13 protein-coding genes are annotated in these 14,628 nt (G+C 31.6%); 1 reads left to right on the forward strand and 12 read right to left on the reverse strand.

Going from position 1 to position 14,628, the window contains the following annotated elements:
* Positions 1-2 precede the first annotated feature (2 nt).
* The 9 genes from QO200_RS00785 to QO200_RS00825 form a co-directional block, all read right to left on the reverse strand.
* Positions 3-1,013 carry a glycosyltransferase family 2 protein gene (locus QO200_RS00785; RefSeq protein WP_371535243.1) on the reverse strand — a complete coding sequence of 337 codons (1,011 nt, stop codon included), beginning with the start codon at positions 1,011-1,013 and terminating at the stop codon, positions 3-5.
* Positions 1,010-1,912, reverse strand: a complete 903-nt coding sequence (locus QO200_RS00790; protein ID WP_371535245.1) for a beta-1,6-N-acetylglucosaminyltransferase — start codon at positions 1,910-1,912, stop codon at positions 1,010-1,012. The genes QO200_RS00785 and QO200_RS00790 overlap by 4 nt, the downstream gene beginning before the upstream one ends.
* Positions 1,912-3,057 (reverse strand): glycosyltransferase, encoded by a 1,146-nt coding sequence (locus tag QO200_RS00795; protein ID WP_371535246.1) that lies wholly within the window; start codon positions 3,055-3,057, stop codon positions 1,912-1,914. Before QO200_RS00795 ends, QO200_RS00790 begins: the two co-directional genes overlap by 1 nt.
* A complete protein-coding gene (locus QO200_RS00800; protein WP_371535247.1) occupies positions 3,058-3,864 on the reverse strand; it encodes a glycosyltransferase family 2 protein in 807 nt (268 codons plus the stop codon).
* Between the two features lie 3 nt (positions 3,865-3,867).
* Positions 3,868-4,821 carry a glycosyltransferase family 2 protein gene (locus QO200_RS00805; protein WP_371535248.1) on the reverse strand — a complete coding sequence of 318 codons (954 nt, stop codon included), beginning with the start codon at positions 4,819-4,821 and terminating at the stop codon, positions 3,868-3,870.
* Positions 4,821-5,723 carry a glycosyltransferase family 2 protein gene (locus tag QO200_RS00810; RefSeq protein WP_371535250.1) on the reverse strand — a complete coding sequence of 301 codons (903 nt, stop codon included), beginning with the start codon at positions 5,721-5,723 and terminating at the stop codon, positions 4,821-4,823. Before QO200_RS00810 ends, QO200_RS00805 begins: the two co-directional genes overlap by 1 nt.
* Positions 5,723-6,586 (reverse strand): hypothetical protein, encoded by an 864-nt coding sequence (locus tag QO200_RS00815; protein WP_371535252.1) that lies wholly within the window; start codon positions 6,584-6,586, stop codon positions 5,723-5,725. The genes QO200_RS00810 and QO200_RS00815 overlap by 1 nt, the downstream gene beginning before the upstream one ends.
* A 7-nt stretch (positions 6,587-6,593) precedes the next feature.
* A complete protein-coding gene (locus tag QO200_RS00820; protein ID WP_371535254.1) occupies positions 6,594-7,877 on the reverse strand; it encodes an ABC transporter ATP-binding protein in 1,284 nt (427 codons plus the stop codon).
* A gap of 260 nt (positions 7,878-8,137) precedes the next feature.
* The gene (locus QO200_RS00825) at positions 8,138-9,007 is read right to left on the reverse strand and encodes an ABC transporter permease (RefSeq protein ID WP_371535255.1); all 870 of its coding nucleotides are present in this window, start codon (positions 9,005-9,007) and stop codon (positions 8,138-8,140) included.
* Between the two features lie 425 nt (positions 9,008-9,432).
* Here QO200_RS00825 and QO200_RS00830 point away from each other — a divergent pair, with 425 nt between their 5' ends.
* The gene (locus tag QO200_RS00830; RefSeq protein ID WP_371535257.1) at positions 9,433-10,173 is read left to right on the forward strand and encodes a tyrosine-protein phosphatase; all 741 of its coding nucleotides are present in this window, start codon (positions 9,433-9,435) and stop codon (positions 10,171-10,173) included.
* Positions 10,174-10,391: 218 nt separating this feature from the next.
* On the opposite strand, the gene QO200_RS00835 is transcribed toward QO200_RS00830, so the two are convergent.
* The 3 genes from QO200_RS00835 to QO200_RS00845 form a co-directional block, all read right to left on the reverse strand.
* Positions 10,392-12,350, reverse strand: a complete 1,959-nt coding sequence (locus tag QO200_RS00835; protein WP_371535505.1) for an SDR family NAD(P)-dependent oxidoreductase — start codon at positions 12,348-12,350, stop codon at positions 10,392-10,394.
* Between the two features lie 104 nt (positions 12,351-12,454).
* Positions 12,455-13,594 (reverse strand): DegT/DnrJ/EryC1/StrS family aminotransferase, encoded by a 1,140-nt coding sequence (locus QO200_RS00840; RefSeq protein ID WP_371535259.1) that lies wholly within the window; start codon positions 13,592-13,594, stop codon positions 12,455-12,457.
* A gap of 55 nt (positions 13,595-13,649) precedes the next feature.
* Positions 13,650-14,603, reverse strand: a complete 954-nt coding sequence (locus tag QO200_RS00845) for a glycosyltransferase family 4 protein (RefSeq protein ID WP_371535261.1) — start codon at positions 14,601-14,603, stop codon at positions 13,650-13,652.
* Positions 14,604-14,628: the final 25 nt, after the last annotated feature.

Consider the following 14,628-nt stretch of genomic DNA (forward strand, 5'->3'; position numbering starts at 1 on the left):
TCTTAATTAAGTTGACTTTTGATTAACCTAATTTTAGTATTAAATTTCACTCTTTGGAGTATTAAAAACCAAATAAGAAGATTATATCTGCTTACATTAGAACGTTTCCAAAAGTCTAACATTTTACGTGATAACAGATACCTTATTTTTTTTCTGTCTTCTTTTTCTAAGCTATTAGCATGATTTAAAAACAATTCATTAAAAGAATCTATTATTATTTTTAATTTAATTCGAAAGTTTTTTTGAATGTTTTTATTTGTATCATAATAAAATTCAAATACTTGTTGTGGCGATAACTTAATATTAAAAGTTTTCCAATAGTTCGAAATAAGTACCGATCGCTCTCTAAGATGTGTGTTTTTGTTTTTTTCTAAACGATGGTTACTTGTTAAAACAATTCTGTATTTCATTAAAAAATCAGGTAGATTCGCTATTTGAGAAATACGAGAAACTCTAATCCACAAATCCCAATCTTCACAAGTCTGAATTTCTTGATTATACCTTAACTGACTGTTTAAAAAAAAGTTGGTTCTAAAAATCACTGACGAATGACCAAATGATGCCCCAAACAATAAATAATATTTCAGAAAATCATCTTTAGTAGGATATTCCCACCCAGATACTGGATTAGTTGACATTTTTCTTAGCCAAAATCCTTGTGTTCCAGACATAGTAATTTCCTTATGTTGATCCATAAAGTCAACTTGCTTCTGGAATCGTTCTGGAAAACACCAATCATCGGCATCCATTCTAGCAATGTACTCATAATTAGGCAGTAACTTTTCTAAACCCAAATTAAGCGTTTTTGCTATACCCAGATTCCTTTCATTTTTTATATAAAAAATCCTCTTATCTGTATAATTTGAAATAATTTTAAAACTATCATCTGTAGAAAAATCATCATAAATATAAAAATCAAATTCAGAATAGGTTTGATTTAAAATAGAATCGATACTCTCCTGTAAATAGATAGCACAATTATAAGTAGGCATTAGAACAGCTAATTTTTTCATTTTAAAATTATTTGTTTAACATACGTAACCGCTTCAATGTTTACATTAGAATCAAATTTTCTTCCAAACAATATATTCTCATTATCATTAATTAAATCGTTTATCGTAAGATATTTAGGACTTGATTCTAAACCATTAAAACTAACTAAATGTGTAGCAAAATTATTTATCCGGAATTGCTTATGTACATCATAGTTAATTATTAAAGACGAAAAATACAATTCATCAGGAGCAAATGAATTTTTAAAAACTCTACTAAACTTAGAATTTGACTTATTGTTTTGTAACACAAATGCAACCAAATCTTTATTTAAAATCATCCATTGACTGCTTCCAAATATTTTAAAATCTGGAAATGTTTTTTTAAATTGATGCATTGGTAATAAAAAATGCAATCGTGCTTTTTTTATTAATCGATTTAGCCAATAATTAAATTTTCGACACTTTTTATGTTCAAAAAAATAAACGTTTTCTAAACGGAACCATCCACCTCCCCACCATTTTGCATAAGGTAACTGCCAATGGTGCAAAAAAGATGTTTTACTATTTTTTTCTAAAAAACAATGAATATAACTATTTGTTTTTAATGGTAAATCATCTCCAGACAACATGATGAAATGATAATCAGCATCTATATGTTGGTTATTCATAAAATCTTGAACTTCTCTCATACCGTTCAGAGTAGCTTGTACTAAGCTATATTTACCCCACTTACATACAATTCTATTTTTTAAAAAATAACAATTTGTACTACAAATGCTGTTTTCATATTTTTTTTGATTTTCTTTTTTATCTATATGTATAAAAAACAAAGACTTATCATCTTGCAATAGCGAAATCAACTCTTTGAGTTGTTCCGGATCCTTGTGAGCAAGAATAAAATAGACTTTTAAATACATTATTGTCTGTTTAAAATAGACTGCAGTTTATGAGCAAATAATAAAGGTGGATTTTCTGGTATGTTGCTTATTATTTGGCGCCTTGCATTACGCCCAATTAATTCCCAATTCATTCGCTGCAGCCAAGCTCTTTCCAATGCTTCATCAACATATTCTACTCTTGGTGCTGCGGCAATAAACCCAGTTTCATTATCTACTACTAACTCTGTGTTTCCACTTACATCTGTTACAATTACCATTCGTTTACAAAGCATTGCTTCAACAATTACAATGGGTAATCCTTCAAATCGCGAGGTTAAAATAAGACCATGGTTGTGTTTCCAGATTTCATTTGTTTCTGTATGGGAATGAATACATACCTTTTTTAAATCATACATTTTAACAAGATCTTTTAGATTTTCTAAATCATTTCCATCTCCGTAAAAATTGACATACAAATTTCTATCTTTCCATTTTTCTTGAGACAACACTTCTAACAAAACGTCTTGCCCCTTGGCATAAAAATCATAACGCCCCACAAAAGCCAAATGAAAATTGGTTTGTTTTGGAAAGCCTAAATCAATAGCAAAAGAAACATTAAAAGGATTTCTAATTACATCCGCATTATCAAGAAATAAACCTAGCTGATTTTGAGTTGTCTTAAGGTTATCCTCACTCACGAAGTAATTCATAAGGCTATTTTTAAAACCCAATTTCATTTTTTCTCTCAAAATAAGATTAGGCCACATCCCCTCATTAACAGCATGGGAAAGGGTTACATAATCGAACTTGTTTTGCAATGCAAATACCATTATATGAACACCATTAAAATTAAATCCTTGGTTAATAACCATTAAATGTGGATTATAATCTATAATAAAATCTTGCCTTAAGTTTGAAGCTTTGAATCTTCTGTTATAAGTTAAAAATCGATTTGCAATTCGTTTCCCTAATGGTAATTTACCCTTTGAATCCCTAACAATTTTTATTTTACTTTCTTTTTCAAGCAAAAGCAATTCTTTTGGAAGCACCAGCTTTTCATGAATAGCGATCGCTATTAAAAAGTTATATTGCAACAATTCTATAACAGCTCGTGACCAAAGTAATTCACTACCTCCCCATGAAGTGTTTTCTGTAGTAAAGAGTATTCTTTTAGAATTATCCATTTAAAAATGCAATTTTCGTTTTATTTTTTTTATGATAATTTGAAGTATTTCTTTTAAAGCAGGTTCTTCTTTGAGTTTCTTATTTTCAATCAGGCATTCCCGAAAATAAAACAAATGTCTCAATTCTTTTTTATTAAAGATGTAACCCAGCAATAGTGGTCGTTCTTTCCAGGCTTCGGCTAACATTGAATTATCACGAACTCTGTAATCAAAGAAAGTAGTTTCTACATATTGAAATCGACAGCCTCTTACTGCCATTCGCAACCATAAATCCCAATCTTCAAACCCCATAACCGGCATATTTTCATCATAACCGCGCAACTCTTCCCAGACTGATTTACGGAAACCCGCACAAGCATCGATGTAATTATTCAATACCATCTCGGCTACATCAAAAGGCTTGCCTTTCCACACTGAGTTCTTGTTCCCAAAAAGTTGCGTATCACCATGAACAACATCAATCCCAAGATTTGAATCGAGAACTGCAATGGTTTGCTTGATACATTCAGGACGTAATTTATTATCGGCATCAAGAGGAATAATATACTTGCCTTTGGCTAATTTAATGCCATTATTTCTGGCTTTGGCCAAACCAATATTGGCTTGATGAAGAACAAATATAGATTTGTCCTTCTGCTCTATTTTCTCTAAAATTTGAAGAGTCGCTTTATCTGTAGAACCATCATTTACTAAAATGATTTCATAATCTTCAAAAGAAGAATAATACTTAATGCTCGCAATAGCTTCTTCCAGATAATGTCCTAGATTATAGCAAGTGATGATGATGGAGAGTTTGGGGCGTAACATAAATTAGAAATTATTAAACTCTTTTTTTAATAAATTATATCCAAGTCTGTTAAATTTATTCAAACATAACGAATTGTATACTAAAACAACAAACCCGACAAGAACGTTTTTAACAGTTAATACCTCTTTTCTTAATCCCAATAAACAAAACTGAAAATAACCTTTTATATATTTTTTATCAAGTGCAAGTTTATGAATCATTTTTTTAAAATAAAACACAACTTCACGATCCTCTTTATTCAAATAGATTTTAAAAAATAAAAGATTGTTATTTAATTCTGAATATAATGTATACTTTACACTAGTAACACTTAACCTATAGTAACAATCTGAATTTAAAAAATTTGCATATTTCAACTTAAATCCTTTTTTTAAAGCTCTAAGATGTAATTCTGGATCTTCAATCATTGTCATTTCTTCATTAAAACCATTGAGCTCAAGTAATACACTCTTTTTCCATAATGGTCCAGTTACAACAAAGGGTTGAATACCTTTCATAAATTCTTTTTTGCACCATTCACTTTCATTTTTTTCTTGAATATTCTCATAAACAAATTTTACATTATCAATTGTTTCTTCAAAAGCTGACATCTTAAAAATCCAAAAATCAAATTCCAAATTTTGCAATGCAAATTTAATCCTATTTTCCAAACAAGTTGGAACAAGCAAATCATCCGAATCAAGGAAAATAACATATTTGCCATTAGCATTATCTAATCCAACATTTCTACAGGAAGAAGGCCCTTTTGATTTAATTTCAGGGCGACGACAGTAATTAAAACGAGTGTTTTTTTTTAAATATGCATTAATAATCACTGGAGTATTATCAGTACTACCATCATCCACAATGATACACTCCCAATTAGTATAGGTTTGTGCTAAAACACTATCAAGAGCATCGCAAATAAGATTTGCTCGATTATAAGTGGGAATAATTATGGAGATTAATGGTTTCATTATAAAAATCGATTAATTAACATTCTTCTAAAAACTTTTATTATTTCTACAATCGAACCAATCTCTAAATATTTTTTTATAATAAAAAACCATCTTTCTGTACTCATTTTATTCTGATCTTTTAAAATCACTTCATATCTCACTAATAGCAACAATTTAGTTTTATTCGAGAACTTATCAAATGACTCTGTAATTAACTCTGAAAAAAAAAGCAATCTAGCCAGATCCTTTTGAGTTTTACCATTTTTATTTCCAGATATACTTTGATCAGAAATTCTAATTACAATTTCTGCATCATTAATGGAATAAATTGGCTTATTCTCGGAAAAATCAAGCCATGCTCTATCGTCACTATGCCAAGCAAGAGGATATGCTTTAAATTTATTTTTTTTATATACTTCTCTTGTAAATATATATTCTGATAGAGAACTTCTTGTAAACCCCTTAAACTTTCGATAATAAAAATCGGAAATGGTTTCAAATTTTGGATGAACAGTTTGATATTGTGTATTATTTGAATCATCAAGTTTGACACTTGTCCGAAATCTAACAACACTAATTTCATACGTGATAATTTCATTCACATTCTCGTAAAAACAATCAACTACATTATCTCCCAACACATCATCATCCCCTAATATCATTATCCACTCTTCATTGTTTGATAATGCAATACAACGCTCCCATTGTTGGGTAAGTAAAGTACCCCCAAGATTTTCTTCAAAACGATGATATTCAAAATCGAACTTTCCTTTGTACTTTTCCAATATAACTAAAGGATCTTCTGAGCTTGCGTCATTTCCGATATAGACTTTAAACCGTTTGTCTGTTTGATTGGCTAATGATTCAAGGGTTTCTTCAAAGAAAGTAAGTTTAAAATATGGGATTATTATGGATAGCATTATTCTTTTCCTAGTATTTTTTTAATAGCAGACTTAACAATTTTTTTTATTGGCATAGGACTCAAAACCTGCATGTTTTTATTGGAAAACTTAGCAATAAATTCATCACTAGTAGTACACTCTAAAAAATATAATTCATTCCAAACCTCTGGACTTAATGGATGTATATTTTTATAATTTTTGTAATTAAAAACATTTAAACTCTTCCAGAAATCAAAATATTTCATCGTGTCAAAATCATCCCTATGCCCCCAATTCTTTATTTTGATTAAAATCTCATTCTCAGATCTTGCCCAAGATTGATGTATTACATTTATATTAGTTTGAAAATTTCTAATTCTATAATTTGTTCTAGTTTGTGTATTAGTATTTTGATTAGTGATAAAAGGAAACTGTTCATTGTTTTCTATATATAAATAACCTTCTGGCAACTGCCTATACAAAGTCACTAGTTTACCATTCAAACATATTGGCGTCAATCGTGGATATAGCGATAAAAACCAATATTTCTTTAAATAAGCAGCAACAGTTTTAAATTCATAGACATATTCATCTACATCCAATTGAATTTTCCATCCCCTCCCTAATTTAGATAAAGCCATATTCCTTTCTCTCGATTCATTTTCCATAGGAGTCAATTCTGGCAAATAAAACACATCAAAATAAAAATCTATTTTGTTTTTGATATCAAATTTTCTAATCTCAACAAAAAAAGATTCAGGTATTTCAAAAGTATTCCCACTCCATGTTTTTCTATCAAGATCAATTGCAACTACAATTTTGTCCACATAATCATACAACTGTCTAATTGAAGTAAGCAACATAAAATAATCATATGAAACTAGATAACTAACTTTTATCATTCTTAATTTAACTTTTTAATGACCATTCACTTTTAACAAACACCTTTGAATGATTTGGTAATGGTTTTGTCCTTTTTGTAAAACTACCTTGCTCAACTCCAAAGATTAACATTCTCTCAATTTTATAAAGTGATTCAAGATGACTAGAACCAATCCAAAGATTTAAAATATATTGATCTGGTATATAAGTAATTTGTTTCAAAATAATTGTAAAACTTAAAAAATCCCCTTTTTCTACTCTAAAAAATGTAAAATCATCATCTTCATTGGTCACATGTGACATCAATTCAAGATTTACATTCAATATGTCAATCGCAATTGATAAGTCAACTATATTGTCGTTTGCTTTTATATCTATATTAATTTGTAAATCATGTCCTAAATAAATACTGTTAAAATTGTTAATCTTACTCCCGTTACAGATAAATTCAATATCCTTTATCTCTATTTTATTTAAAAACTTATGTTGTATACTTTTTTCTTCTAATTTTTCAATTGACAATTTTGAGTAATAATCAACACTCTCATTAATTCCCCCATCAAAAACAACTCTACCATTTTCCAAAACAATACCTCTAGTACACAAGCTTTTTACCGCCGCCATATTATGACTCACAAACAACACCGTTCTTCCTCCTTGCCTAGAGATATCTTGCATTTTGCCAATCGCTTTTTTCTGGAACTCGGCATCACCTACAGCTAGAACCTCATCTATAATCAATATTTCTGGCTCTAGGAACGCTGCTACTGCAAAAGCCAAACGCACTGTCATTCCGCTACTATACCTTTTAACAGGAGTATCTATATAACGCTCACAACCCGAGAATTCGATAATTTCATCTATTTTTGAGGCTATTTCTTTTTTAGTCATACCAAGAATAGCACCGTTCAAGTAAATATTTTCTCTACCCGTCATTTCTCCGTTAAATCCTGTTCCTACTTCCAGTAAAGAAGCCACACGACCACCAAACTTGATACTTCCAGTTGTAGGAGCCGTAACCCGTGATAAAATTTTTAATAAAGTAGATTTACCCGCTCCATTTTTCCCTATTATTCCCAATACTTCTCCACGTTCTACTTCAAAGTTAATATCTTGCAAAGCCCAAACATAATCACTCTCCCCTTTGGTCGAACGGTCATTTGTATCTCCAATTTTCAAGTACGGATTTTCCTTGCCTCGAACCTGATGCCACCAACGGTTCAAGTCATGACTCAACGTACCTGTACCTACTTGGCCTAAGCGGTATTGCTTTGAAATATTTTCGGCTTTTAAGATGATATCTTTACTCATTTTATTTATTCATTGTTCTACTTTCGCCAATCAATACCCGTAAATAGGTTGTTCATCTCCCGTTCTACGCTTGTCAAGAATTACCTTCTCACTCCTCACGAAAACAGAATTATCTAAAACTTAGATACTGCTTCGCGTTCTGAGTCACATTTTATTGACAGCAGATGCTACTTTATTTTTTTTATTCGTTAGTACTCTTTGCCATGACAAAGACTCCGCATCGACTCCCCTTCCTTCGGGGGGGGGCCGGGGGGAGGAATTTAAACAGTATCTATAAAACTCTTCTCCGTTTTATTAAAAATCAGAATACCTACTAAAAATACGATCATCGTTACCATAAAAGTATACAGCAATCCAAAAACAGAAAGCTCTCCTACATTCAAAAGCATATAACGGGTACTCTCTATAATATACGCTAGCGGATTGTACTTGACCAACCAAACGTACTCTGGCATTTTTGCTGCAACTAATGCCATAGGATAAACCACCGCTGAAACATACATCAGCAATTGTACACCAAAACCTATCAAATAGCTAAAATCTCTGTATTTAGTTACCAAAGAGGAAATAATCATTCCTAAACCTAGTCCTAGCACACCCATCAAAATAATTAAAGCCGGAAAAAGTAAACTCAAGATATTCAAGCTTATCGCTGCACCTTGAAAGTAATAATAAATGTAAAAGACTATAAAAATAAAAAACTGAATTCCGAATTTTAATAAATTAGACACGACAATAGAAATGGGTACTATGATTCTAGGGAAATAGACTTTACCAAAAATCCCTGCATTAGAGCCAAAAGTATTGGAGGTCCCTGTGAGGCAGGCCGTAAAATAATTCCAAACGGTGATTCCGGCAAGATTAAATAAAAATGGAGGAACAGTTCCTGTAGTAATTCCGGCAAGATTATTAAAAATTATCGTGAAAGTAATCGAAGTGAATAGTGGCTGTATTAAATACCAAAGTGGCCCCAGTACAGTTTGCTTATACGCTGTCACCACATCTCTCTTCACAAAAAGCATTAGCAAATCTCTATATTGCCACACTTCCTTCAGATTAAGTGAAAAAAACTTATTTTTAGGTGTTATTTCAAATAACCAATTGTTATCTGTATTTTCTTGGTGGGTCATGTATATATAATAATCAGATTAAAATTCGCTTTTCACCTTTCTTAGTCTGTATGGTATTTATAGTTCGCAAATATAACTTTTAACCCCAAATATTGTGATTTAATTTAGATTACTAAAAAATTAACTCTATTTTAACACAATGAAATATCGATTTTAGATTATTATCAAAAATATCCACCCAATTTATAAAAACAGCACTACGTTAACAGCTCGCTTTTATTTAAGGTCTTAAAATTCTAATCCTACTACGATAAATGGAAAAAACCACTTTTAACCAACTTTATGATCGCGAAAAAGAAACACAAACGGTATTGTTCAATCTTTTCCTCTACTTAAATTTTTAAATAGGCTAATCTGTGATTTATATACTCACTAACGCCTAAATTTTTTGTTCCTTTGTTTTTCATTTATAAAATAACAAAGCAGTGTTTTTCTTTTCAAAAAATAAAACGGTTTTAAAAGACCTCATTCCAGAAGGTCATATCGACATTCATTCTCATTTACTACCGGGAATCGATGACGGCGCCAAAACTTTTGAGGATACCTTAAGACTTACCCAGGCGCTACAAAGTTTTGGAGTAACTCAGTTCATCACTACTCCTCATATTATCCAACATATTTGGGAGAATACCCATGACGGAATCGTTACCAATAAAATAAAAACAGTTCAAGAATTAGAAAAAAACAGTATTAACGTTCCTTTTAAAGCTGCCGCAGAGTACCTTATGGACGATCAATTTGTACAGCTATTTCAATCTAATGATTTACTGACTCTCAAGGACAATTATGTGTTAGTGGAGATGTCTTACATCAATGCTCCTATTCAGTTGTATTCCATACTCTTTGATTTACAAGTCGCTGGTTATATACCTGTACTAGCGCATCCAGAGCGCTATCTATTTTACCATAATAATTTAAATGAATATGATAAACTTAAAAGAGCGGGCTGTGTATTTCAACTCAATCTATTATCAGTTGTGGGTTATTACGGACCTAAAATAGCTCAAATAGCAGAGCAGCTATTAGCAAAAGGAATGTACACGTATGTAGGTTCTGACGTGCATCATGACAATCATATTGCCGCTTTCGAACAAAAAATAAAACTAAAAGATTTGGTACCACTACAAGAAGCTATATCAAATAATCAGTTTTTCAACCTAGGATAAACTAACCGCTTAATAAAACCTCTTCCTTATTCTCTTGTCAGTGTCAGCTCGGTATATACACTTGCTTCAGGAAGTGATTTTATAAAATTTAGAGCACTATTTTTAAAACCATATTTAGAGCAGTTCTACTACTCTTTTTAGGTTTTGCCCTAAATTAGAAAAGGTTCACAGAGAATATCTTCCTGTGAACCTTTTTTAAGCAGTAACCTAATTAGTTATTATTTTACATCCAACAATTCAAAAGTAGAATTCATACTTTTAAATTCCGGAACTATTTTTTTCATCTTCCTAACGATCTCATCATTCCCAAAATAATTTGCTTGATCGATTAACTCTTCGATATCAGCATGCAAAGTTTCAAACTCATCTTGAATTTCTTCTGCAATCATTATTTTTTCATGATAAGTAGGAATCGTTTTCGAAGTATCATTAAGTAATTCTTCATATAATTTCTCCCCTGGTCTTAAACCTACGATTTGTATTTTGATTTCTTTTTCAGGAATGTATCCGGCCAACTTAATCATCTTCCTTGCCAAATCAATGATCTTAACAGGTTTTCCCATATCAAAAATATAAATTTCGCCTCCTTTACCCATCGCACCAGCTTCCAGAACTAACTGGCAAGCCTCTGGAATAGTCATGAAGTACCTAATAATATCAGGATGTGTTATTGTAACTGGTCCCCCTTGCGCAATTTGCTTTGTAAATAAAGGCACAACAGACCCATTAGATCCTAAAACATTACCAAAACGGGTAGTAATAAATTTGGTAGTGTTTTTTTCGCCTACATTTTGAACTTTTAATTGCAGCGACTGTACATATTTCTCGGAAATACGCTTACTTGCCCCCATAACATTACTAGGGTTAACTGCTTTGTCAGTAGATATCATTACAAATTTGTTTACCTTATACAAACAGGCTAAGTCAGCAAGATTTTTAGTCCCTCCAATATTGGTAAGAATAGCCTGAGAAGGATTTTCTTCCATTAAGGGCACATGCTTATAAGCAGCTGCGTGGAAAACTACCTGGGGCTTATATAGCCTAAAAACCTTATCCATTGCATCTTTATTTCTAATATCTGCAACAATAATTTTAATTTTTGAATTTGTAGGTAGCATTTCAGTCTCTAAATTCAAATGATGTAATGGAGTCTCAGCTTGGTCTAAGATAATAACCGTTTTAGGATTATAAATTAATACCTGCCGTACAATTTCACTACCTATAGAACCTGCGGCGCCCGTAATTAAAACCGTATTGTCTTTTAATTGTTTTGAAATAGATTTATTATCTAAAACAATTGGTTTTCTTTCCAGAAGATCTTCAATTTGAATCGTTTTTACTTTTTGCGATATCTCTTTTTGATTTTCCCAGTCAGCAATAAGCGGAACTATGTATACCTTATAATTAAACTCTAAGCATTGGTCCACAATGATTAATCGTTCTTCTTTTGACAAACTTTTATCAGCAATAATTACTCCCTCTGCTCCCACGGAGCGCATTAAAGTGGGAAGTTTTTTCTTTAACGTTAAAATAGGCAAATCCAACATTCGTTTGGAGGAGTTTTGATTATTTCTATCTACAAACCCTACAATTTTAAAACGAGGAGGGGATTCCAGCTTTAAAGCTTTTGCAACTGACATAGCGTTAGCGTCTGTTCCATAAATAACAGTTCTTGATAGTTTTATATCACTTTTTTCTAAAAGATAATGCTCGAAAGTTTGTTTGACAATAACACGATACAAAAATAATCCACAGAAAGAAAGCACCATATTGATAAAAAGTGCCGTATTCAAAAATGCCTTATGTCCGTATAGAAGATCAAAAGCAAAGTTAAACATTATGAATAAAATTAGAACCGCCAATTGCGAAAACAATAATTTAACAGCATCAATGAAAGAAGAGTGCCTTATAATTCCAGAATAAGTCCTAAACAACCAAAAAAAGAATATATTAACACCAAATAGCAATAAAATAAATAGTGCACTATAAGGAGTTGTTATATAATTTAACCCAGTACCCCTAAAAAGTAGATAGGTAAAAAAAAATGTAATTACTAAAACTAAAAAATCCAACCCAACTATTATCCACCTAGGTAAATAGCTTATATTATGGATATTAAATCTTAACTTTTCTTTAGAAAAAAGATTTCTAAAGAAAGAATTTGAACGCGGATTTATATAATTACTCAAAATAGACCTTTTACTAATTTTAATTAAGATGTCAAAAATACTACTATTTATTTTATTTATTCATTTTATTTAAAATCAAATATTAAAGATATTTATTTACTGAATAAATCTAAAACAATAGATTTTATTCTGTTTCGATCCTGTTCTGTAAGATTAGAGCCGGATGGCAAACAGAGTCCATTTGAAAAAAGCGTTTCAGAAACACCGTTACCATAATAGGGGTAGTCAGAAAAAATCGATTGTAAATGCATCGGTTTCCATAATGGTCTTGATTCAATATTCTCTTCCTCTAATACTAATCGTAATATTTCCCTTGTTATTGCATTTGTTTTCGAAGGATCTATTAGAACAGCACATAACCAATAATTGGAGAAGAAACTTTCGTCAGGTACAGTAAATACAGTAACCCCTTCTATTGCGCTAAACAAATCGACATAAAATTCATGCATTTTTCTTCTTAAAAACACATGAGCATCTAGAACTTCCATTTGTCCTCTGCCTATTGCTGCACAAATATTACTCATTCGATAGTTATATCCAATTTCAGAATGCTGATAGTGTGGTGCATCCTCTTTTGCTTGAGTTGCTAAAAAAACTGCTCGTTCTTTTAGTGCCTTAGAATTGGTTACAATCGCTCCTCCAACCGAGGTCGTTACAACCTTACTTCCGTTAAAAGATAAAACGCTAATATCTCCAAAAGTGCCACATTTTTGACCTTTATAACTACTCCCCAATGCCTCTGCACTATCTTCTAGAATGGGTATCGAATATTTATTTGCAATGCTCCTTATTTCCTCAATTTTATAAGGAGTACCATATAAATCGACAGCGATTATTGCTTTTGGTTTTAGTCCTTTAGAAATTCTGTCTAAAATCGCTGTTTCTAGCAGTATGGGACATAAATTCCAAGTCTCTGGTTCACTATCAATAAATACAGGGGTAGCTCCCAAATATAAAATGGGGTTGGCTGACGCCGAAAAAGTCATGCTTTGACATAACACTTCGTCCCCTGACTTAATTCCTAAAAGAATTAATCCTAAATGAATGGCCGCTGTCCCCGAATTTAGTACGGCAACATATCCTGAAAGTAAATAATTTTCTAAATTTTGCTCAAAAATAGCCAAATTTGGGCCCATTGGAGCAACCCAATTAGAATCAAAAGCCTCTTGAACGTACTTTTGTTCATTTCCACCCATATGAGGAGTCGAAAGCCAAATTCTATTCTCAGCCATTTCTTAAAAATTAATAATCATTCAGTTCATACTTTCCCAGTAAGCAGAATAATAATTATGCCCTATTAATACGCACTTTACTAATAATGATTGCCCTACTCCCTAAATAAATAAGAGTCATCAATAGTAAAAAACCTCCTATAAAAAGCAGTGACAAACTTCCATTTGCAACCATGTATATCACAATGACATTGATTCCCAACTGAAGAACCGCATAAAAAAATGCAACAGCGACATGAGAATATCCCATTTCATTGGCTAAGTATTGATACAAATGAGAACGATGAGGCTCAAATATATTTTCTTTCTTAAGCAGCCTATTTACTATAGTAATGACAGCATCAATTCCGTAAACGCTAAAGAATAAAATGTATCCTAATTGCCCAGAATCTGTAATTGTCTTTATCATAAAATACCCCAAAAAAAGCGCCATACTAATACTTCCCACATCACCAGCAAAGGTTTTTGCTTTTTTTCGAACATTAAATATTCCGAAAACCACACAAGACAACCCCATTGTGATAAGAAGTGGTAAGCTTTCTTCGTTTATTGCTAAATAAGCAAAACTTATAATTGCAGTTAGTGCATACAATACTGTTATTCCGTTGATACCATCCATAAAATTGAAAGCATTAACCCAACCTATCATCAAGACAAATACAATTGGAAGCAACCATATTGCTTCAGAAAATAAATTCAAATCATAAAACACTAAAAGCACAGCAACCACATGTGTTGCAAAACGTGGTAATTGTGACAATGGTTTCATATCGTCAATAAAACTTACTAAAGCGACCATTGTAACAGCCAACGTTAGCTCCCACGAAACATATCCCAAAGAAAAAGCAATTAAAGTGGCTACTGGAAAAATAATTCCACCCCCTCTTAAAGTGATTGTTGTATGAGATGACCTACTGTTAGGCTTATCAATAATATTGTATTTGTCTGCTATTTTAAAATAAATAAGCTCAATAGCGATTAACAAGATGAATAATATGAGGTATTGCATATATGGAATATTGATTTCATATTAG

The organism is Flavobacterium sp. Arc3, from assembly GCF_041431375.1.
In the GTDB taxonomy this organism is placed as follows: domain Bacteria; phylum Bacteroidota; class Bacteroidia; order Flavobacteriales; family Flavobacteriaceae; genus Flavobacterium.

Bases quoted from the DNA above. Each gene is read 5' to 3' on its own strand.
- QO200_RS00790 (WP_371535245.1), bottom strand. From the start codon at position 1,912: ATGTATTTAAAAGTCTATTTTATTCTTGCTCACAAGGATCCGGAACAA.
- QO200_RS00795 (WP_371535246.1), bottom strand. From the start codon at position 3,057: ATGGATAATTCTAAAAGAATACTCTTTACTACAGAAAACACTTCATGG.
- QO200_RS00785 (WP_371535243.1), bottom strand. From the start codon at position 1,013: ATGAAAAAATTAGCTGTTCTAATGCCTACTTATAATTGTGCTATCTAT.
- QO200_RS00845 (WP_371535261.1), bottom strand. From the start codon at position 14,603: ATGCAATACCTCATATTATTCATCTTGTTAATCGCTATTGAGCTTATT.
- QO200_RS00815 (WP_371535252.1), bottom strand. From the start codon at position 6,586: ATGATAAAAGTTAGTTATCTAGTTTCATATGATTATTTTATGTTGCTT.
- QO200_RS00810 (WP_371535250.1), bottom strand. From the start codon at position 5,723: ATGCTATCCATAATAATCCCATATTTTAAACTTACTTTCTTTGAAGAA.
- QO200_RS00825 (WP_371535255.1), bottom strand. From the start codon at position 9,007: ATGACCCACCAAGAAAATACAGATAACAATTGGTTATTTGAAATAACA.
- QO200_RS00805 (WP_371535248.1), bottom strand. From the start codon at position 4,821: ATGAAACCATTAATCTCCATAATTATTCCCACTTATAATCGAGCAAAT.
- QO200_RS00800 (WP_371535247.1), bottom strand. From the start codon at position 3,864: ATGTTACGCCCCAAACTCTCCATCATCATCACTTGCTATAATCTAGGA.
- QO200_RS00840 (WP_371535259.1), bottom strand. From the start codon at position 13,594: ATGGCTGAGAATAGAATTTGGCTTTCGACTCCTCATATGGGTGGAAAT.
- QO200_RS00820 (WP_371535254.1), bottom strand. From the start codon at position 7,877: ATGAGTAAAGATATCATCTTAAAAGCCGAAAATATTTCAAAGCAATAC.